Origin of the sequence: Pseudomonas sp. 21615526, assembly GCF_013386245.1 — a bacterium.
Classification (GTDB): domain Bacteria; phylum Pseudomonadota; class Gammaproteobacteria; order Pseudomonadales; family Pseudomonadaceae; genus Aquipseudomonas.
Window position 1 is genome coordinate 124,210 of sequence record NZ_JACAOM010000054.1, and the last position, 20,369, is coordinate 144,578.

Annotated in this window: 14 protein-coding genes; 7 read left to right on the forward strand and 7 right to left on the reverse strand. The window is 61.0% G+C overall.

What is annotated here, in order from left to right; genetic code table 11:
* Nucleotides 1-282 precede the first annotated feature (282 nt).
* Together HX786_RS16420 and msrA are read left to right on the forward strand one after the other, a co-directional pair.
* A complete protein-coding gene (locus HX786_RS16420; RefSeq protein WP_177047561.1) occupies nucleotides 283-2,973 on the forward strand; it encodes a bifunctional diguanylate cyclase/phosphodiesterase in 2,691 nt (896 codons plus the stop codon).
* 74 nt (nucleotides 2,974-3,047) lie between these two features.
* Nucleotides 3,048-3,695 carry a peptide-methionine (S)-S-oxide reductase MsrA gene (gene msrA / locus HX786_RS16425; RefSeq protein WP_102367962.1) on the forward strand — a complete coding sequence of 216 codons (648 nt, stop codon included), beginning with the start codon at nucleotides 3,048-3,050 and terminating at the stop codon, nucleotides 3,693-3,695.
* Nucleotides 3,696-3,837: 142 nt separating this feature from the next.
* On the opposite strand, the gene HX786_RS16430 is transcribed toward msrA, so the two are convergent.
* Nucleotides 3,838-4,674 (reverse strand): 23S rRNA (adenine(2030)-N(6))-methyltransferase RlmJ, encoded by an 837-nt coding sequence (locus HX786_RS16430; RefSeq protein WP_003209435.1) that lies wholly within the window; start codon nucleotides 4,672-4,674, stop codon nucleotides 3,838-3,840.
* 174 nt (nucleotides 4,675-4,848) lie between these two features.
* On the opposite strand from HX786_RS16430, the gene HX786_RS16435 reads away from it, so the two are divergent.
* Nucleotides 4,849-6,126, forward strand: a complete 1,278-nt coding sequence (locus HX786_RS16435) for an O-acetylhomoserine aminocarboxypropyltransferase/cysteine synthase family protein (protein WP_102604288.1) — start codon at nucleotides 4,849-4,851, stop codon at nucleotides 6,124-6,126.
* On the opposite strand, the gene HX786_RS16440 is transcribed toward HX786_RS16435, so the two are convergent.
* Together HX786_RS16440 and HX786_RS16445 are read right to left on the reverse strand one after the other, a co-directional pair.
* The gene (locus tag HX786_RS16440; RefSeq protein WP_023659354.1) at nucleotides 6,112-6,825 is read right to left on the reverse strand and encodes a DUF4123 domain-containing protein; all 714 of its coding nucleotides are present in this window, start codon (nucleotides 6,823-6,825) and stop codon (nucleotides 6,112-6,114) included. The two genes, HX786_RS16435 and HX786_RS16440, sit on opposite strands and share 15 nt — an antisense overlap.
* Nucleotides 6,822-8,855, reverse strand: coding sequence for a type VI secretion system tip protein VgrG (locus tag HX786_RS16445; protein ID WP_177039693.1), 2,034 nt, complete (start codon nucleotides 8,853-8,855; stop codon nucleotides 6,822-6,824). Before HX786_RS16445 ends, HX786_RS16440 begins: the two co-directional genes overlap by 4 nt.
* A 188-nt stretch (nucleotides 8,856-9,043) precedes the next feature.
* Here HX786_RS16445 and HX786_RS16450 point away from each other — a divergent pair, with 188 nt between their 5' ends.
* The gene (locus HX786_RS16450; protein WP_008439179.1) at nucleotides 9,044-9,538 is read left to right on the forward strand and encodes a DUF2165 family protein; all 495 of its coding nucleotides are present in this window, start codon (nucleotides 9,044-9,046) and stop codon (nucleotides 9,536-9,538) included.
* Between the two features lie 269 nt (nucleotides 9,539-9,807).
* Here the strand turns inward: HX786_RS16450 and putP are convergent, their stop codons facing one another.
* Together putP and HX786_RS16460 are read right to left on the reverse strand one after the other, a co-directional pair.
* Entirely contained in the window at nucleotides 9,808-11,292 is a 1,485-nt protein-coding gene (gene putP, locus HX786_RS16455) for a sodium/proline symporter PutP (RefSeq protein WP_003209422.1), read from the reverse strand.
* Between the two features lie 138 nt (nucleotides 11,293-11,430).
* The gene (locus tag HX786_RS16460; protein ID WP_177039692.1) at nucleotides 11,431-11,721 is read right to left on the reverse strand and encodes a hypothetical protein; all 291 of its coding nucleotides are present in this window, start codon (nucleotides 11,719-11,721) and stop codon (nucleotides 11,431-11,433) included.
* Between the two features lie 29 nt (nucleotides 11,722-11,750).
* Here HX786_RS16460 and putA point away from each other — a divergent pair, with 29 nt between their 5' ends.
* Nucleotides 11,751-15,704: a trifunctional transcriptional regulator/proline dehydrogenase/L-glutamate gamma-semialdehyde dehydrogenase gene (gene putA, locus HX786_RS16465; RefSeq protein WP_134325624.1), complete on the forward strand. Its 3,954-nt coding sequence runs from the start codon at nucleotides 11,751-11,753 to the stop codon at nucleotides 15,702-15,704.
* A 228-nt stretch (nucleotides 15,705-15,932) separates the two neighbouring features.
* Entirely contained in the window at nucleotides 15,933-17,735 is a 1,803-nt protein-coding gene (locus HX786_RS16470) for an acyl-CoA dehydrogenase (RefSeq protein WP_178912337.1), read from the forward strand.
* On the opposite strand, the gene HX786_RS16475 is transcribed toward HX786_RS16470, so the two are convergent.
* Both HX786_RS16475 and HX786_RS16480 read right to left on the reverse strand, forming a co-directional pair.
* Entirely contained in the window at nucleotides 17,732-18,025 is a 294-nt protein-coding gene (locus HX786_RS16475) for a cell division protein ZapA (RefSeq protein ID WP_003209415.1), read from the reverse strand. The genes HX786_RS16470 and HX786_RS16475 overlap by 4 nt on opposite strands.
* Complete coding sequence (locus HX786_RS16480; RefSeq protein ID WP_003209413.1) at nucleotides 18,022-18,252, reverse strand: hypothetical protein; 231 nt, start codon at nucleotides 18,250-18,252, stop codon at nucleotides 18,022-18,024. Before HX786_RS16480 ends, HX786_RS16475 begins: the two co-directional genes overlap by 4 nt.
* A gap of 277 nt (nucleotides 18,253-18,529) precedes the next feature.
* Here HX786_RS16480 and HX786_RS16485 point away from each other — a divergent pair, with 277 nt between their 5' ends.
* Nucleotides 18,530-20,155, forward strand: coding sequence for a methyl-accepting chemotaxis protein (locus HX786_RS16485; protein ID WP_177036460.1), 1,626 nt, complete (start codon nucleotides 18,530-18,532; stop codon nucleotides 20,153-20,155).
* Nucleotides 20,156-20,369 lie beyond the last annotated feature (214 nt).

Genomic DNA, 20,369 nt, shown 5'->3' on the forward strand with positions numbered 1-20,369 from the left:
TGGCTTCAACGATTTCCGAGCGCCACGCTCGTACCTCAACCCCGCCAATTGGCGGGGCTTTTTTTGCCTGCTTTCCAGGGAAAACCTGGACACGGAAATCGAGGTTGTACACCGCCCATCACCCCGGTTGCAGAAAACCGCTCGCTGGCCGATAACCCACTTATAGCACTTAGCCTTCATCCTCTCTTGTCAGCCTGTGCTGCATGATGCAACCTTGCCGCAGGCAACAGTAAAGAGGGCGTGAGCCCGGCGCGATGCGCATTTTTCCAAGCGAGTTTCCCCATGAAAAGCCAACCCGATGTCGCCCGTACGGCGGCCGAGGTAGTGACGCAATTACCGGTGCCTTCGCGCCTCGGTATGCTGCGTTTCGAGCGGCTTAATGAGGCTAGCTGGGCCCTGCTGTACCTCGACCCCAATTGCGAACGCCAGTTCGGCCTGCCCGCGATGGAACTGTGCGCCCTGATCGGCTCGCCCTACGCCAGCCTGATGGAGCCCCAGGCGCGCTATCAGCTGCATGATGCGATCCAGGAACAGCTGACCATCAGCCCGCATTACCTGGTGCGCTACACCCTGCACACCAACGACGGCCCGTTGAGCCTGCTGGAACTGGGTGAAGCCTACAAACAACACAATCGTCACCTGCTGCGCGGCTACCTGATGGTGGTCGACGGCCTGTTCAGTGATCTCCCACCGGCCCCTGCGGCAGACCTGGAGAGCCAGAACAGCCGCTTGCAGATTGCCCTGGAACTCAACCAGCGCGCCCAGCAGGAACAACTGCAACACCTTGAGCGGGTACGCGCCCAGCAGGAATTGATCCTGCTGCTGGCCCGCCAGCGCTACAGCACCAACAACTCGCTGCAGGAAGCCGCCGAGCTGATCACCCGCAGTGCCTGCGATATCTACCAGATCGACTGCGCGAGCATCTGGAACCTCGAAAACCAGCATCTGGTGCCGATTTCCGCTTATCACCGCGCCGATCAGCAGCACCACCTGCCAGAGTCTATCGATGCCAGTGGCTTCCCGGATTACCTGGAAGCCCTGCAAACCAGCCGTGCGATCGACGCCACCAACGCCATGCGCGACCCACGCACGCGTGAAATGGCCGAGAGCCTGCGCCCGCGGGACATCCACGCCATGCTCGACGCCAGCATCCGCGTCGATGGCAATGTGGTCGGCGTGTTGTGCCTGGAGCAAAGTGGCAGCACCCGCGTCTGGCAGTCCGACGAGATCGCCTTTGCCGGCGAGCTGGCCGACCAGTTCGCCCAGGTGATCAACAACCACAACCGCCGCACCGCCACCAGTGCCCTGCACTTGTTCCAGCGAGCCGTGGAGCAAAGCGCCAATGCGTTCCTGCTGGTCAATTGCGACGGCGTGGTGGAATACGTCAACCCCAGCTTTACCGCGATCACCCAGTACAGCACCGATGAAGTCCACGGCCACCAGCTGTCGGAACTGCCGGCGCTGGAGAACCTCAGCGAGCTGCTGTTCGACGCGCCTTCAAGCCTGGCCAAGAGCAACAGTTGGCAAGGCGAGTTCAAGAGCAGGCGCAAAAACCTCGAACCCTACTGGGGCCAGTTGTCGATCTCCAAGGTTTATGGCGACAACCGTGAGCTGACCCATTACATCGGCATCTACGAAGACATCACCCAGACCAAGCTGGCCCAGCAGCGCATCGAGCGGCTGGCCTACACCGACAACCTGACCAACCTGGGCAACCGCCCGGCGTTCATCCGCAACCTGGACGAACGCTTTGCCCGGGACAGCGACAGCCCCATCAGCCTGCTGCTGGTGGACATCGACAACTTCAAGCGGATCAACGACAGCCTCGGCCACCAGACCGGCGACAAGCTGCTGATCAGCCTGGCCCGGCGCCTGCGCAACAGCCTGACCGCCAGTGGCAGCCTGGCGCGGTTTGCCAGTAACGAATTTGCCGTGCTGCTGGACGATACCGACCTTGAAACCGGCCAGCAGGTCGCCAGCCAGTTGCTGGCGACCCTCGACAAGCCGATGTTCGTCGACAACCAGCTGATCAGCGTCACCGGCTCCGTGGGCCTCGCCTGCGCGCCGCTGCATGGCCGCGACCCGCAGACCCTGATGCGCAACGCCGGCCTGGCGCTGCACAAGGCCAAGGCCAACGGCAAACACCAGGTGCAGGTATTTACCGAAGCGCTGAATGCCGAAGCCAGCTACAAGCTGTTCGTGGAAAACAACCTGCGCCGCGCCCTGACCCAGAACGAACTGGACGTGTTCTACCAGCCCAAGCTGTGCCTGCGCAGCGGTCGTCTGCTGGGGATGGAAGCGTTGTTACGCTGGAACCATCCGGAAAAGGGCATGATCCGCCCCGATCAATTCATCAGCGTGGCGGAAGAGACTGGGCTGATCATCCCCATCGGCAAATGGATCGCCCGCCAGGCCTGCCGCATGAGCCGACAGCTGACCGCCGCCGGCATGGGCAACCTGCAAGTGGCGATCAACCTGTCGCCCAAGCAGTTTTCCGACCCGGACCTGGTGGCCTCGATTGCCACGATCCTCAAGGAGGAACAGTTGCCGGCCAACCTGCTGGAACTGGAGTTGACCGAAGGCCTGCTGCTGGAAGCCACCGAAGACACGCGCCTGCAACTGGACCAACTGAAGAGTTTCGGCTTGACCCTGGCGATGGATGACTTCGGTACCGGTTACTCGTCGCTGAGCTACCTGAAAAAATTCCCGATCGACATCATCAAGATTGATCGCAGCTTCATCCATGAAATCCCGGACAACCAGGACGACATGGAAATCACCTCGGCGGTGATCGCCATGGCCCACAACCTCAAGCTCAAGGTGGTGGCCGAAGGCATCGAGACTGCCGAGCAGCTGGCGTTCCTGCGCCGCCACCGTTGCGACGTCGGCCAGGGCTACCTGTTCGACCGGCCAATCCCGGGGGCCGAGCTGATGACGATGCTTAAACGCTACCCTCGCGGGCCAATCGCCTGACAGCGCGGTAACACTCGGGCACACTGGCAGTCTGAACTCTTACTTGTAACTCAATCTGACTGAGAGGACTGATCATGGTCTTGCGCTCGGAAATCCTGGTGAATAAAAACGTGCTTCCCACTCAAGAACAAGCTTTGCCTGGCCGTGAAACCCCGATGTCGCTGCCCGAGACGCACTTCGTCAACGGCAACCCGCTACTGGGCCCCTTTGTCGACAACGTAGAGTTTGCGATCTTCGGCCTGGGTTGCTTCTGGGGTGCAGAGCGTCGTTTCTGGCAGCGCGACGGTGTGGTCAGCACGGTGGTGGGCTATGCCGGCGGCTACACGCCGAACCCGACGTATGAAGAAGTCTGCTCGGGCCTGACCGGCCACAGCGAAGTGGTGTTGGTGGTGTTTGACCAGGACAAGATCAGCTACGAAGAGCTGCTGAAAATGTTCTGGGAACTGCACAACCCGACCCAGGGCATGCGCCAGGGCAATGACATCGGCAGCCAGTACCGCTCGGTGATCTACGCGGTCAAACCGGAGCATCTGGAAGCGGCGAAGGCCAGTGCACAGGCTTATCAGACTGAACTGACCAAGGCCGGCCTGGGTACCATCACCACCGAAATCGAAGAAGCGCCGACGGTGTATTTCGCCGAGGCGTACCACCAGCAGTACCTGGCGAAGAATCCGCAGGGTTACTGCGGAATCGGCGGCACCGGCGTGACCTGCCCGATCTAAGAGCGACACCGATAAAAATGTGGGAGCGGGCTTGCTCGCGAAAGCGGAGTGTCAGTCACTGAATGTGTTTCTGTGTTTCTGATACACCGCATTCGCGAGCAAGCCCGCTCCCACATTGGGTCTTCAATACCTTGAGATTGGCTTACTCGGCGATAAGCCAATCCATCTGCCAGCCACCCTGGGTTTGCCCAAGCTGCTTGGACAACCACGGCAGCAGCTCACGCAACTCCTCCTCCAGCCCCCACGGCGGATTGGCAATCGCCAGACCCGAACCGGTCAGGGTGTTGGGCGTGTCCAGCGGATGCACCAGCAATTCCACCCGCAGCAACTTCGGCGCACCGGTACCGGCCAGGTCCTGGTAGAAGCGGCGCAGCATGCGCTGGTCCTTCACCGGGTACCAGATCGCAGCCACTGTCTGGCGCATCCGGCTCACGGCTTCCTTGAGGGACGCGGCGCAGCGCTGCATCTCGTCGAGCTTCTCGAACGGCGGGTCTATCAACATCAACGCACGCTTTTCCGGCACCGGCAGCAATGCCCGTGGCACGTGCCAGCCTTCGCCAAGGTGGACTTTCACCCGACGATCACCCTTCATGTTGTCCTTGAGCAGCAGGCCGTCTTCCGGGTGCTTTTCGTTGAGCAGCACGCGGTCCTGAGGACGAGTCAGGCGTCGCGCCAGCTCCGGCGAACCCGGGTAGTAGCGCAATTCGCCATCCGGGTTCATCTCGTGCAGCACACGCATGTAATCGGCGGTCAGCGGCGGCAGGTCGGCCTGGCCCCACAGGCGGGCGATGCCTTCCAGGTATTCACCGGTACGGTTCGCCTGGTCGCCCTGCAGGTCGTACAGACCAATGCCGGCGTGGGTGTCGAGATAGGCAAACGGCTGCTCCTTGCGCGACATCAGGGCGATGAGGCGGGTCAAGGTCAGGTGTTTGAAGACATCGGCGTGGTTGCCGGCGTGATAGGCGTGACGATAATTCATGGTTGCTCCTGCGCAGGGGGCGAAGTTTACCTTTTACGCAGGCAAAGGTGCAGGGCTGCGCGTCAGGTGGCGCTTATGCCGCAAACACAGGGGCGCTGCCGAAAATAGTCTAATTGGCGGTGCGAAAGCGGATTTATTGTGGCGAGCAATTATCCATGGAGGTCATAACAACTCATGAAAGACGCCACCATCGCTTTGCACCATGGCTTCAAGTCGGACCCGACTACCAAGGCCGTCGCCGTGCCGATCTACCAGAACGTCGCTTTCGAATTCGATAACGCCCAGCACGGCGCCGACCTGTTCAACCTCGACGTGCCCGGCAATATCTACACGCGCATCATGAACCCCACCAACGACGTGCTGGAGCAACGCATCGCAGCACTCGAAGGCGGCATCGCGGCCCTGGCGGTGTCGGCCGGCAGCGCGGCGATCCACTACGCGATCCAGACCCTGACCCGTGCCGGTGACAACATCGTCACCACCCCGCAGCTGTACGGTGGCACCTACACCCTGTTCGCCCACTTGCTGCCGAGCTTCGGCGTTGACGTGCGCTTCGCCCGTGACGACTCCGCCGAAGCCATCGCCGAGCTGATCGATGACAACACCAAACTGGTGTACTGCGAGAGCATCGGCAACCCGGCAGGCAATATCATCGATATCGAAGCCCTGGCCAACGTCGCCCACGCCCGTGGCGTGCCGCTGATGGTGGACAACACCGTGGCCACGCCAATCCTGTGCAAGCCGATCCAGTTCGGCGCGGACATCGTCGTGCATTCGGTGACCAAATACGTGGGCGGCCACGGCAACTCGCTGGGTGGCGTGATCGTCGACAGCGGCACCTTTCCCTGGACCCAGTACCCGGAGAAATTCCCCGGACTCAACCAGCCGGAGCCGGCCTATCACGGTGTGGTCTACACCGAAAAATTCGGCCCGGCGGCGTTCATTGCCCGCGCCCGTACCGTGCCGCTGCGCAACACCGGCGCGGCCCTGGCGCCGATGAATGCATTCCTGCTGCTGCAAGGCCTGGAAACCCTGGCCCTGCGCATGGAGCGCCACACCGAAAACGCCTTGAAGATTGCCCACTTTCTGCAAGACCACGCACTGGTGGAGTGGGTCAGCTACGCCGGCCTGCCGGATCACCCCCACCATCACCTGGCGCAAAAATACATGCAGGGCAAACCGTCGGCGATTCTGTCCTTCGGCCTGAAGGGTGGTTATGAGGCGGGCGTGCGTTTCTACGATTCGCTGCAGATCTTCAAGCGCCTGGTGAACATCGGCGATGCCAAGTCCCTGGCCTGCCACCCGGCGTCCACCACCCATCGCCAGATGAATGAACAGGAGCAGGCGAAGGCCGGGGTGAAGCCGGAGATGATTCGCCTGTCGGTGGGCATCGAGGCCATTGAAGACCTGATCGAGGACCTGCAGCAGTCGCTGGCCTCAACCCAGCTCTGAGGCCAGCCAGGCGGCCAGCGCCTGATGGCTGACATCCGGCCGGCGCACGAAGTAGGCGACCTTGTGCTTCAAGGTCGCCGGCACAAAGGCGCTGTACAGGTCCGGGCGCTGTTCTTCCAGCCATTGCAACAGGTTGTCCACCTGCGTAACGCTCGATTGCTCACCCAAGTGCTGGAGAACATGCGGCGGCACTTGCCACCATGGGCCGGGCTTTGCCGCTCCCGCTGCCGTAACCGCTACCTCATGCTGGCGACCATTGATCCAGTAGCGACTGAACACCGGGAGCAACTCCTTTGCCTGTGGCCCCAGCGCCTGCAACACAGGCAGGACATAAGCACCGTCCCAGAAGCGAAAGAACACCGCCGGCCCTTCCGGCAACAGTACCTTGGTCAGGCTGCGCAGATGCTCGACGACGGTGTGCAAGGAACAGGACGACACCGCCAGCCAACCCCAGTCGATACCTTCACATTCAGCGGCCCATTTCAAAAAAGCGCTGTCGACGGCGACCACCGCGACGTAGGGCATGACCTCCTCCCACGCTGCATACTCGCTGCCCGCCCAGATGGGGCTAAGTGCACGTCCGTCGGTACGCCGCCACGCATCGAGCGGCTTGCAGTCGCTGGCATTGCCCATCACCACAAACAACTGCTCGCCCGCCTGCAACGGCGCAGCCTCAAGCCACTGCCCGGGAGAAATCATGGCGCACCCGCGGGCAGTGATGTATTGCGATGCAGGGGCGTATTGCACACGCCATTCCTGCAGCGCTCGCACTCTTCGCAAAAGGGTGCGCTGCGCTTCAGGCTTAACACCTGGACGGCACTCAACGGTGCAGGTATTACCGCCAGCAACTTTTCCTGCAGCCCCGGCGTCAGCGGCGCTCCCGCCGGTGCCGGGGAGCCGCCAAGCTGGATTTGCGTGCTGCTGAAAATCCCGCCCGCCGAAACGTTGATCCACTGCCCACCGGCCTGGAGGGTCACGCTGGCACCCGCATCAATAACGACGTTTTGCCCGGCACCGATGTGAATGGTCAACCCGGCACGTACCTGCTGGGAGCCCGCGACCATCAGGTGATCGTCCTGCTTGAGTTCGGTCAGGCGGTTGCCGTGGGTGGTGCGCTGTTCTTCGCCCTGAAGCTCGTGACGATCAAGGCCTTTGACGATCACATCGCGCTGGTTGTCGACCTGCACGTGCTGGTCGTGCAATACATGCTGGGTCCAGTTGCGCTGGGCGCGCAGGTAGATTTCCTCGGCACCCTTGCGGTCCTCGATGCGCAGCTCGTTGTAGCCACCGCCGCCGGGGCTGGTCTGGCTACGGAAGATGCTGCGGGTCTTGTCGGCTGGCAGGTCCAGCGGCACCGGCGTGGCGGCATTGGCCAGGCAACCGACCACCAGCGGCGTGTCGGCGTCGCCGTCGACGAAACCCACCAGCACCTCCATGCCCACCCGCGGGATCAACACCGAGCCGTAGTGCTCATGGGCCCAGCCACTGGCCACCCGCAGCCAGCAACTGGAATGTTCGTCGTGCTCCCCGGCGCGATCCCAGGCCATCTGCACCTTGACCCGGCCATACTCGTCACAATGGATCTCGCTGCCTGCCGGCCCTGTCACCACGGCGTTTTGATAGCCAGACACCGGCGGTCGCGATACCAGCAGCGGTGTTCGAAACGGCACCTCCCATGGCGTTACGACAAAGTGATTGCTGTAGCCCTGAGCCGATTCATCACCTGAGGCGTCGATGGCCGACTCCTCCAGCACCTGAGGCTGGCGCCCTGCATGCGTCACCTGGGTGACCAGCCACAAATCATTCCATTCCTGGCGAGGATGCCCTCCCATCCTCAGGAACTGCCCGCTGACCAGGGACGGCTGGTCGCTATGGCCACTGGCCTGGCGAAAGTCACCGCGATGGCGCTCCAACCTACGTTGCGCCAGGTATTTACCATGAGCGCGATCCGTAAAATTCCCGGGATAACACTGTTCCTCCAGCATGGGACGCTGGCCGCCGGACGCCGTGCTTTCCAAGCTCAGGCGTGGCTTTCTGAAGTCGTAGTCCCGCAGATTCACATCGGTGGTACGGGTCTTCAACCGCAGGGTAAAACGCTTGATCACCGGCGTGTCGGCAACCATCCCCGAACCCGCCGCGTATTGAGTGGCTTGCTCAGGCTGGGCGAACACGCTCTGGTCATCGCCGAACACCAAAAGGTGGCGCTCGGGGTGATGCTGGAAGTGGTAGTGAATGCCCGACTCGGCGCACAAGCGCTGGATGAACGCCAGATCGGTTTCGCCAAACTGAACGCAGTACTCACGCTCGGGGTACACCCCGCTCAGTTGAAACGAGAAGGCATCCGCCTGGATACCCTGCCCTTCCAGCACCAGTGCAATGATCTGCGGCACCGTCCGGTTCTGGAAAATCCGCTGGTGAGCGCTGTGCTCAAGATAAGCCAACCGCGGAACCAGCGTGATCTGATAACGCGTCAGGCGCTTGCCCGAGTCGCCTTGTGCCACCCGATAAACTTGGCCATGAATACCATGGCCATGCGCATCAAACCCCAGGAACGCCTGGCGATGCATCAAGCTTTCCAGGTCAAGGTCGGGCTGCTCGCTGACCAGTTCAAGGTCAAAACGATAGGGCAGGCTGATGAATTCATCGCCAGTGAACTCACGTACCTTGAGAACACTTGGCACACCGTCGAGGGTCAGGCTAAAGGCACTTTGATTGGCAGGAGCGAACATCCGGTGTTTCTCTGCGAGTAGTGGGTGGCCGATTCTGCACCAGCTGTTTGCCGAGCTGAGTGCGCTTCAGGCAAATCAGTAAATCCCTACATCGCAGGCGCTTTAATCTTCATGTATCAGGCATCGAAGCCCTACCACCAGCGTGCTAGCTTATTCGTCCCCCGTCGCCCCATGACAATGGAAAAAACATGGCCACCCGCTACGCAAAAATCGTCCTGACCCTTGCCCTGGCAGCCTTCGCCACACTCGTGGCCTTCAGCAACATCACCGACTACGGCTCCAACTTTGCCTTCGTCAAACATGTGCTGAGCATGGACACCACCTTCCCCGGCAACGCCGCGATGTATCGCGCCATCACCACCCCATGGCTGTGGCACGGTGCATATTGGCTGATCATCGCCGGTGAAGCACTGACGGCCGTGCTGCTGGCGCGTGGAGCACTGGCCTTGTGGCGGGCTCGTCGTGCCACAGGTATCGACTTCAATCGCGCCAAGAAAAGCGCAATCGTCGGGCTGACCCTGGGTTTCGTGGTGTGGTTCTTCGGCTTTATGGTGATCGGCGGCGAGTGGTTCCTGATGTGGCAATCCCATCAGTGGAACGGCCAGGAAGCGGCGTTCAAGTTCTATATGGCGATCCTGGGTGTGCTGATTTTTCTCAACCAGCCGGACACTGACCACGACTGAAAAACCACGAATTCAAAATCGGTGGATGCCCTTTCACAAACTACTGTCAGATAGCTGACGGTAGTTTGTAGCCCTTTTCCCAAAGTATAAAAACCGCCTCACATTCAACGCTCACAGCCACCAGGCGAGCGCTTACATTGGCCGTTTACTTCAGTGATCATCTGAACCTGTGAAAACAACACTGCGAGATCTGGAAGGCAAAAAAAACGGCCCGTCATCCAAAAGATGCGGGCCGTTTTCACTTCAGCGGGCATTCAAGCCCCCGCCGATTACTTGTTGAGGTTGTAATCCGCCTCGGCTGCGTCAAACCGCTGAAGCATGCCAGCCGTCGGAGCGCCCAGCTTGCTCACGAAGTAGATCGCCAGGCTGGCGAAGATGAAGCCCGGGATGATTTCGTACAGGCCAAACAGGCTGAAGTGCTTCCACACGATCACGGTGATCGCACCCACCAGGATGCCGGCCAATGCGCCATTACGCGTCATGCCTTTCCACAGTACGGAGATCAGTACCACAGGACCGAACGCAGCACCGAAACCGGCCCAGGCGTAGCTCACCAGGCCCAGTACGCGGTTTTCCGGGTTGGCGGCCATGGCGATGGCGATCAGCGCCACCAACAGCACCATGGCGCGACCGACCCATACCAGCTCGACCTGGGAGGCGTTTTTACGCAGGAAGGTTTTGTAGAAGTCTTCGGTGAGGGCACTGGAGCACACCAGCAACTGGCAGCTCAGGGTGCTCATTACCGCCGCCAGGATGGCCGACAGCAGCACACCGGCAATCCATGGGTTGAAGAGCAGCTTGGCCAGCTCGATGAACACACGCTCGTGGTTCTCGGTCACGGGACCGGCGACTTCCGGGTGCGCCGAGAAGTAGGCGATACCGAAGAAGCCCACCGCCACGGTGCCGCCCAGGCACAGGATCATCCAGGTCATGGAGATGCGACGTGCGTTGGCAATAGATTTCACCGAATCCGCCGCCATGAAACGCGCGAGGATGTGCGGCTGGCCGAAGTAACCCAGGCCCCAGCCCATCAGCGAAATGATGCCGATGAAGGTGGTGTTTTTCAGCATGTTGAAGTTGTCAGGGTTCTGCGCTTCGATCGCCAGGAAGGTGGTGTCGACGCCACCGGTGGCCAGCAGCACGATGATCGGGGTCAACAACAAGGCGAAGATCATCAGCGTGGCTTGCACGGTGTCGGTCCAGCTCACGGCCAGGAAACCACCGACGAAGGTGTAGGCAATGGTCGCGGCAGCACCGGCCCACAGCGCGGTCTCGTAGGACATGCCGAAGGTGCTTTCAAACAGACGGGCGCCAGCCACGATGCCGGAAGCGCAGTAGATGGTGAAGAACACTAGGATCACCACCGCAGAGATGATTCGCAGCAGGCCGCTTTTATCTTCGAAACGGCTGGAGAAGTAATCCGGCAGGGTCAGGGCGTCGCCGTTGTGCTCGGTCTGCACCCGCAGGCGGCCGGCTACAAACAGCCAGTTCAGGTAGGCACCGACGATCAGGCCGATGGCGATCCAGCTTTCCGACAGGCCAGACATGTAGATCGCGCCGGGCAAGCCCATCAGCAACCAGCCGCTCATGTCCGAGGCACCGGCCGAAAGCGCGGTAACCACGCTGCCGAGGCTGCGACCGCCGAGGATGTAGTCGGAAAGGTTGTTGGTGGAGCGATAGGCCATAAAGCCGATCAGCACCATGGCAGCGATATAGATCACAAATGTGATCAGGGTAGGATTACTTACGCTCATTGAGTTACGCCCTGGCTTTGTTTTTATGTAGCGGCGGTCTGTCCGGACGGCCATCCACTTTGCTAGTGGATAGACGAAGCCTGGCGCCGCGCATTTATGACTGACGTTTCCCCAGGAAAGCCATCAGCCGATGAACCGTCAGTAAGAGGTTGCACCTTGGGCGCGAATGCTATTCAACAAAGCAAATAAGGTGCAACCAGTTTCTTGAGAATAAGTTGCACCTCGATGTTTTTTGTGGAAAACACCGTGTTTTTGCTCCTTTTCGGAGCAAGAGCAGCCAAAGTCATAAGCAAATGCACCAAGGCGCAGCCGATTCGGCTGCGACGATAATTTTTCCCGATCAGCATCAAAAATTTCATGGATAAAAAGGGTTGCACCCGGTTGCACCTCTCTCGGCGCAAAGCTAATCTTGCCGCCAGCTGATGCCACGCAGTAGTGGCACCCATGAGGATAAAAAGATGGCTACGACCACCCTTGGGGTCAAACTTGACGACCCGACCCGCGAGCGCCTGAAGGCGGCCGCGACCTCCATTGATCGCACGCCGCACTGGCTGATCAAGCAGGCGATTTTCAATTACCTGGAGAAACTCGAGGGTGGTGCAACCCTGGCCGAGCTCAACGGCCTGGGCAGCAAGGACGCGGAAGAAGCCGGCGAGGTCCAGACCGACCACGCCCACCAGTGCTTCCTGGAATTTGCCGAAAGCATCCTGCCGCAATCCGTACTGCGCGCCTCGATCACCGCCGCCTACCGTCGCCCGGAGCCGGAAGTGGTGCCGATGCTGATCGAGCAGGCTCGCTTGCCCGCGGCAATGGCCGAGGCCACCAACAAGCTCGCCTCTTCGATCGCCGAGAAACTGCGCAATCAGAAAAGCGCCGGCGGCCGTGCAGGCATCGTCCAGGGCCTGCTGCAAGAATTTTCCCTGTCGTCCCAGGAAGGCGTAGCGCTGATGTGCCTCGCCGAAGCGCTGCTGCGCATCCCGGACAAGGGCACCCGCGACGCACTGATCCGCGACAAGATCAGCACCGGCAACTGGCACCCGCACCTGGGCAACAGCCCGTCGCTGTTCGTCAACGCCGCCACCTGGGGCCTGTTGCTGACCGGCAAACTGGTCGCGACCCACAACGAAGCCGGCCTGACCTCGTCCCTGAGCCGCATCATCGGCAAGAGCGGCGAGCCGATGATCCGCAAGGGCGTCGACATGGCCATGCGCCTGATGGGCGAGCAGTTCGTCACCGGCGAAACCATCGCCGAAGCCCTGGCCAATGCGAGCAAGTTCGAAGCCAAGGGCTTCCGCTATTCCTACGACATGCTCGGTGAAGCCGCACTTACCGAACATGACGCCCAGAAATACCTGGCCTCGTACGAACAAGCCATCCACTCGATCGGCAAGGCGTCCCACGGTCGCGGGATTTATGAAGGCCCGGGCATTTCCATCAAGCTTTCGGCCCTGCACCCGCGTTACAGCCGTGCGCAGTACGAGCGCGTGATGGACGAGCTGTACCCGCGCCTGCTGTCGCTGACCCTGCTGGCCAAGCAGTACGACATCGGCCTGAACATCGACGCCGAAGAAGCCGACCGCCTGGAGCTGTCCCTCGACCTGCTGGAACGCCTGTGCTTCGAGCCGCAACTGACCGGCTGGAACGGCATCGGTTTCGTGATCCAGGCTTACCAGAAGCGTTGCCCGTATGTGATCGACTACGTGATCGACCTGGCACGCCGCAGCCGCCACCGTCTGATGATCCGCCTGGTAAAAGGCGCGTACTGGGACAGCGAAATCAAGCGCGCCCAGGTCGAAGGCCTGGAAGGCTATCCGGTGTACACCCGCAAGGTGTACACCGACGTTTCCTACATTGCCTGCGCACGCAAACTGCTTTCGGTACCGGAAGTTATCTACCCGCAGTTCGCCACCCACAACGCTCACACCTTGTCGGCGATTTACCATATTGCCGGTCAGAACTATTACCCCGGCCAGTACGAGTTCCAATGCCTGCACGGCATGGGCGAGCCTCTGTACGAGCAGGTTGTAGGCAAGGTCTCCGAAGGCAAGCTGAACCGTCCGTGCCGCGTGTACGCACCCGTCGGCACCCACGAAACACTGCTGGCTTACCTGGTGCGTCGCCTGCTGGAAAACGGCGCCAACACCTCGTTTGTCAACCGTATTGCCGACCAATCCATCTCGATCCAGGAGCTGGTGGCCGATCCAGTGGCCAGCATCGAGCAGATGGCGACGCTGGAAGGCGGCTTCGGCCTGCCGCACCCGCGTATCCCGCTGCCGCGTGACCTGTATGGTGCCGAGCGCGCCAACTCCGCCGGTATCGACCTGGCCAACGAACACCGCCTGGCGTCGCTGTCCTGCGCCTTGCTGGCTACCGCGCATAACAACTGGAAAGCCGCGCCGATGCTCGGTTGCGCTTCCAGCAATGAAGCGGCTGCACCGGTGTTGAACCCGTCGGATCTGCGTGACGTGGTTGGCCACGTACAGGAAGCAACTGTCGAAGACGTCGACAACGCCATCCAGTGCGCCCTGAACGCTGCGCCAATCTGGCAGGCCACCCCGCCCGCCGAACGCGCCGCGATCCTGGAACGTGCCGCCGACCTGATGGAAGGCGAGATCCAGCCGCTGATGGGCCTGCTGGCCCGCGAAGCCGGCAAGACCTTCGCCAACGCCATCGCCGAAGTGCGTGAAGCCGTGGACTTCCTGCGTTACTACGCGGTGCAGGCTCGCAACGATTTCACCAACGACGCTCACCGCCCGCTGGGTCCGGTGGTGTGCATCAGCCCGTGGAACTTCCCGCTGGCGATCTTCAGTGGCCAGGTCGCCGCTGCACTGGCCGCCGGCAACCCGGTACTGGCCAAGCCTGCCGAGCAAACACCGCTGGTGGCCGCACAAGCCGTGCGCCTGCTGCTGGAAGCCGGGATTCCGGAAGGCGTGCTGCAACTGCTGCCGGGCCAGGGCGAAACCGTCGGTGCGCGCCTGGTGGGTGATGATCGCGTCAAGGGCGTGATGTTCACCGGTTCCACCGAGGTTGCGCGCTTGCTGCAACGCAGTGTCGCCGGCCGCCTGGATGCACAGGGTCGTCCGATTCCGCTGATCGCCGAAACCGGTGGCCAGAACGCAATGATCGTCGACTCCTCGGCACTCACCGAACAAGTGGTGATCGACGTAGTGTCGTCGGCCTTCGACAGTGCCGGTCAACGTTGCTCGGCCCTGCGCGTACTGTGCTTGCAGGAAGATTCCGCTGACCGCGTCATCGAAATGCTTAAAGGTGCCATGGCTGAATGCCGCCTCGGCAACCCGGAGCGCCTGTCGGTGGATATCGGCCCGGTGATCGACGCCGAAGCCAAGGCTGGCATCGAGAAACATATCCAGGCCATGCGCGACAAAGGCCGCAACGTTTACCAGGTCGCGATTGCCGATAGCGAAGAGATCAAGCGCGGCACCTTCGTGATGCCAACCCTGATCGAACTGGAAAGCTTCGACGAACTGCAACGGGAGATCTTCGGCCCGGTGCTGCACGTGGTGCGCTACAAGCGCAAAGAGATCGACCAGCTTATCGGCCAGATCAATGCCTCCGGCTATGGCCTGACCCTGGGCGTGCACACCCGCATCGACGAGACCATCGCCAAGGTGATTGACAACGTCCATGCCGGTAACGTCTACGTTAACCGCAACATCGTGGGTGCCGTGGTCGGTGTACAGCCGTTCGGTGGCGAAGGCTTGTCGGGCACTGGCCCGAAAGCTGGCGGCCCGCTGTATCTGTACCGTTTGCTGTCGACCCGTCCTACGGACGCCATCGAGCAATCCTTCGTCCGTGGTGATGCACTGGCCGCACCGGATGTTCGCCTGCGGGATGCCATGAGCAAGCCGCTGACCGCCCTGAAAGCCTGGGCCGACAGCAGCAAGCTCAGCGACTTGAGCGCCCTGTGCGTGCAGTTCGCCGCGCAATCCCAAAGCGGTATCACCCGCCAACTGGCCGGCCCGACCGGCGAGCGCAACAGCTACGCCATCCTGCCCCGCGAGCACGTGTTGTGCCTGGCGGAAGTGGAAGGCGACCTGCTGACGCAACTGGCGGCCGTGCTGGCAGTCGGCGGCTCGGCGGTATGGCCGGAAACTGAATTGACCAAGGCCGTGTTCGCACGCTTGCCGAAGGATATTCAGGCGAAGATCACGCGGGTGGCTGACTGGACCAAGGATGAAACCGTGTTTGATGCCGTGCTGCATCACGGCGATTCCGACCAACTGCGCGGGGTTTGCCAGCAAGTGGCCAAGCGTGGCGGGGCGATTGTCGGGGTTCACGGTTTGTCTTCGGGCGAAACCGGGATTGCCCTGGAGCGCCTGGTGATCGAGCGGGCGCTGAGCGTCAACACTGCTGCTGCGGGTGGTAACGCCAGCCTGATGACTATCGGCTAACTGACGAAACGCGGTCAAAATGTGGGAGCGGGCTTGCTCGCGAATGCGCAGTGTCAGTCGCCAGATGTACTGACTGATCCACCGCATTCGCGAGCAAGCCCGCTCCCACACTGACCGTGTTTGCAACTCACCGCTGTTGTTTGGCCCCTCCATCACCCAGATCAATCTTGCTATCCAGCCTCTATTTGCGCACTTAGACTCGGCCCATTCCCACACAGGTAAGCCGCCATGTCCGAGACGCTGCTCAGTTCCCGCAATCTGGCTTTCGAGCTGTACGAAGTCCTCGATGCCGAGGGCCTGACCCAGCGCGAGCGGTTTGCCGAACACAACCGTGAAACCTTCGACGCCGCCATCGGCACCGCCCGCAGCATTGCCGAGAAGTTCTTCGCCCCGCATAACCGCAAGGGCGACGAGAACGAGCCCCGCTACGAAAACGGTCAGGCGATTCTGATTCCCGAGGTGAAATCGGCAGTAGATGCCTTCCTCGAAGCCGGTTTTCTCAACGCCGCCCGCAGCTTCGAAGCCGGTGGCATGCAACTGCCCACCCTGCTCTCCCAGGCGTGTTTCGCCCACTTCCAGTCGGCCAACGCCGCATCCACGTCCTACCCGTTCCTGACCATGGGCGCCGCCAACCTGATCGAGAGCTTCGGCACCGAGGAGCAGAAGCAACGCTTCCTGCAACCGATGATCGAAGGCCGCTTCTTTGGCACCATGGCGCTGACCGAGCCCCATGCGGGCTCATCGCTGTCGGATATTCGTACCCGCGCAGAGCCGGCGGCTGACGGCAGCTATCGCCTCAAGGGCAACAAGATCTTCATCTCCGGCGGCGATCACCCGCTGTCGGAGAACATCGTGCACATGGTGCTGGCCAAGCTGCCGGACGCACCTGCCGGGGTGAAGGGCATTTCGCTGTTTATCGTGCCCAAGTTCCTGGTCAACGACGACGGCAGCCTGGGCAAGCGCAACGATGTGCTGCTGGCCGGGCTGTTTCACAAGATGGGCTGGCGTGGCACCACCTCAACCGCGTTGAATTTCGGCGATAACGGCGAGTGCGTCGGCTACCTGGTAGGCCAGCCGCATCAGGGCCTGAGTTGCATGTTCCAGATGATGAACGAAGCGCGGATCGGCGTGGGCATGGGCGCGGTGATGCTGGGTTACGCCGGCTACCTGTATTCCCTGGAATATGCCCGTGAACGTCCCCAAGGCCGCTTGCCCGACAGCAAGGATCCCAACACCGCGCCGGTGTCGATCATCCAGCACGCCGATATCAAACGCATGCTGTTGACCCAAAAAGCCTACGTGGAAGGCGCCTTCGACCTTGGCTTGTACGCCGCGCGCCTGTTCGACGACACCACCACCCTGGAAACCGAAGCTGCGCGCAAACAGGCCCACGAACTGCTGGACCTGCTGACGCCGATCGTCAAATCCTGGCCATCGGAGTTTTGCCTGAAGGCCAACGAACTGGCGATCCAGATACTCGGCGGCCACGGCTATACCCGCGAATACCCGGTGGAGCAGTACTACCGCGACAACCGTCTGAACCCGATCCATGAAGGCACCCACGGCATTCAGTCGCTGGACTTGCTCGGGCGCAAACTGGCGCAGAACGGCGGTGCGGGCTTGAAGCAACTGATCCGCCTGATCGCCGAGACCGGCGCACGGGCACAGGAGTATCCGTCGCTGAATGCCTTGCGGGAACCGCTGGAACAACTGGTGGCACGCCTGCAAGAGGTCACCCTCGGCCTGTTGACGGATCTCGCCCAAGGCAAGGTCAACAGCAGCCTGGCGAATTCGGCGCTGTACCTGAAGGTGTTCGGGCATATGGTGATTGGCTGGCGCTGGCTGGAACAGGCAATTCGCGCCGAGGAAGGGCTGGCCAGGGGCAATGCTGCCGATGTCGCCTTCTATAAGGGCAAGCTCCAGGCCGCCCGGTACTTCCTGACGTGGGAAATACCGGGCTGCCATCATGAACTGGCGATTCTCGAGGCACGCGATGACACGTGCCTGGGGATGCAGGATGAGTGGTTCTAAGGCGTTCCGATTGCCTTGGAAATCACCTCGACCGTGGCGCTGACTTGCTCTTGGTAACGGTCGAGTTCCTGCTGGTGGTGCTTTTGCATTTCGATCTGCTCGGCGCACAGGTTCAGCGCCGCCAGCACCAATAGCTTGTCACCGATCAGCGTCGGGTACTTTTTCTTGGTGGTGGCCAGGGATGCCTTGAGCATCGTCACGGCGCTCATCAGGGTGTTGTCTTCCCCCTCCGGTGCCTTGATCGAGTAATCCTCACCGAGAATCGAAACGACCTTTATCCCTTCATTCATGCGCTGACAGGACCTGCGCTCACACGCTCAACCAACGCCTGGATACGGGCAGCGGTGGCGCCCTGCTTTTCTTCCTGTTCCATCAGGTTCAGCTGCAAGCTGTCGTTTTCATCCTTGGCGCGAGCCAGTTCGGCCTTGAGGGATTCGTTGGTGCCCAGCAGATCCTGGTTCTGCTGTACCAGGTCGCTGACCAGTTGTTCCAATTGGCTGAGGGATGCTTCTAACATTTTGATTTCTCGGGCTTTTTCAAAGGGCGGTGACGATAAAGAAAATTCACCTCGGATGCCAGGGTTATCCCTGGCGCGGGGCCTTGATTTTACAGGGCAGGCCACGCTTTCGAGCCTTAGTGACTGCATTTATGGCATCTGGTTCCTGAATCCCGTCGGCCCGCCCCGATCTGCGACAAAAGCGCGCACCCCCTCAAGACTTTAGTCGTATGACCGATAGGTCATGGACACCCCGCTCAAACCCCGCATGGATCGCGCTTCTCCCCAGGATCACAACATGTCTCTTCGTAATATGAATATCGCGCCGCGGGCCTTTCTCGGCTTCGCGTTGATTGGCGCGCTGATGTTGTTTCTCGGTGTGTTCGCCCTGAACCAGATGAGCAAGATCCGTGCGGCGACGGAAGACATCACCCTTAGCAGCGTGCCGAGCATTCGCGCCCTGGACGAGTTCACTCAACTGACCCTGCGCCTGCGGGTGCTGTCGTATCGCCTGCTGACCAACCGCGAGCCTGACGTCCAGCAAAAGACCCTTGAGTCTTTTGACGTGCGCAATCAGCAGATTCGTACGGCCCAGGCGGTCTACGAGAAGTTGATCGACAGCAGCGAAGAACGTGCTGCCTACGATGAATACGTGCGTCTGCTGGCCCAGTACCATCAGATTGAAGAGCGCATGAAGAGCCTGTCACGGGCCAATCAGGTGGAAGAGCTGCGCACGCTGCTGAATACCGAGCTGCTGAACAACTCGGATCAGGTCAACGCCGTACTGAACCGGCTGCTGGACATCAACAACAAGATGGCGCTGGCCACCAACCAGCAAGCTGCCGACCAGTACGACATGGCGTTTGAGCTGGTGGTGATCCTGCTGATCCTCGCCACGGCGCTGACCATGCTGTTCGCCTGGTTGCTGACCCGCAGCATCACCCTGCCGATCGCCCAGGCCCTGGATGCCGCCGAGGAAATCGCCGAAGGCAACCTGACGCGCCCGATCAAGGTGGAAGGCCACGACGAAGCCGGCCGACTACTGCTGGCAATGGCCAAGATGCAGGACAAATTGAAGGACACCTTGCAGCGCATTTCCGGCTCGGCCACCCAATTGGCCTCCGCCGCGGAAGAGCTGAATGCCGTGACCGACGAAAGCGCCCGTGGCCTGACCCAGCAAAACAACGAAATCGAACAGGCCGCCACGGCGGTGAACGAGATGACCAGCGCGGTTGAAGAAGTGGCCCGCAACGCGGTCAGCACTTCCGAAGCCTCGAAGAACGCCACGTCGTCTGCGGGCGATGGACGTGATTTGGTGCAGGAAACCGTCAGCGCCATTGAACGCATGAGCAGCGACGTGCAAGCCACTGCCACCTTGATCGGCAACCTGGCGGAAGAGTCCCGGGACATCGGCAAGGTGCTGGACGTGATTCGTGGTTTGGCTGACCAGACCAACCTGCTGGCCCTGAACGCCGCGATTGAAGCGGCGCGTGCCGGTGAAGCCGGGCGTGGTTTTGCGGTGGTGGCGGATGAGGTGCGGGCCCTGGCCCACCGCACCCAACAGTCCACCAGCGAAATCGAGCGGATGATCGGCAGCATTCAGGCCGGTACCGAGCATGCAGTGGATTCGATGCGCAACAGCACCGAGCGGGCGGAATCGACGTTGAACATCGCCAAGGGTGCGGGGATGTCGCTGGACACCATCAACACTGCCATCGTTGAAATCAACGAGCGCAACCTGGTGATCGCCAGTGCCGCCGAAGAGCAGGCGCAGGTGGCGCGGGAAGTGGATCGCAACCTGGTGAATATTCGTGACTTGTCGGTGCAGTCGGCAACCGGCGCCAGCCAGACCAGTGCGGCGAGCAGTGAGCTGTCGCGGTTGGCGGTGGATTTGAACGGGATGGTGGGGCGGTTCAGGCTTTAACGGATACCGCAGGGCTAAAAATGTGGGAGCGGGCTTGCTCGCGAATGCGGTGGATCAGCTACGCATAACGCGACTGACACACCGCTTTCGCGAGCAAGCCCGCTCCCACATTGAATATGCGCCAGCCATTCAAAACCTTTTTGACAGCACAGCAATTCAACAGGTTAGAATCGCTGGCACGCAGACTGCATGGTCAGTTTGCGCCTCGTCTTTC

Coding starts and splice junctions, on each gene's coding strand:
- HX786_RS16420 (WP_177047561.1), top strand. CDS start 283: ATGAAAAGCCAACCCGATGTCGCCCGTACGGCGGCCGAGGTAGTGACG.
- msrA (WP_102367962.1), top strand. CDS start 3,048: ATGGTCTTGCGCTCGGAAATCCTGGTGAATAAAAACGTGCTTCCCACT.
- HX786_RS16430 (WP_003209435.1), bottom strand. CDS start 4,674: ATGAATTATCGTCACGCCTATCACGCCGGCAACCACGCCGATGTCTTC.
- HX786_RS16435 (WP_102604288.1), top strand. CDS start 4,849: ATGAAAGACGCCACCATCGCTTTGCACCATGGCTTCAAGTCGGACCCG.
- HX786_RS16440 (WP_023659354.1), bottom strand. CDS start 6,825: ATGATTTCTCCCGGGCAGTGGCTTGAGGCTGCGCCGTTGCAGGCGGGC.
- HX786_RS16445 (WP_177039693.1), bottom strand. CDS start 8,855: ATGTTCGCTCCTGCCAATCAAAGTGCCTTTAGCCTGACCCTCGACGGT.
- HX786_RS16450 (WP_008439179.1), top strand. CDS start 9,044: ATGGCCACCCGCTACGCAAAAATCGTCCTGACCCTTGCCCTGGCAGCC.
- putP (WP_003209422.1), bottom strand. CDS start 11,292: ATGAGCGTAAGTAATCCTACCCTGATCACATTTGTGATCTATATCGCT.
- putA (WP_134325624.1), top strand. CDS start 11,751: ATGGCTACGACCACCCTTGGGGTCAAACTTGACGACCCGACCCGCGAG.
- HX786_RS16470 (WP_178912337.1), top strand. CDS start 15,933: ATGTCCGAGACGCTGCTCAGTTCCCGCAATCTGGCTTTCGAGCTGTAC.
- HX786_RS16475 (WP_003209415.1), bottom strand. CDS start 18,025: ATGAATGAAGGGATAAAGGTCGTTTCGATTCTCGGTGAGGATTACTCG.
- HX786_RS16480 (WP_003209413.1), bottom strand. CDS start 18,252: ATGTTAGAAGCATCCCTCAGCCAATTGGAACAACTGGTCAGCGACCTG.
- HX786_RS16485 (WP_177036460.1), top strand. CDS start 18,530: ATGTCTCTTCGTAATATGAATATCGCGCCGCGGGCCTTTCTCGGCTTC.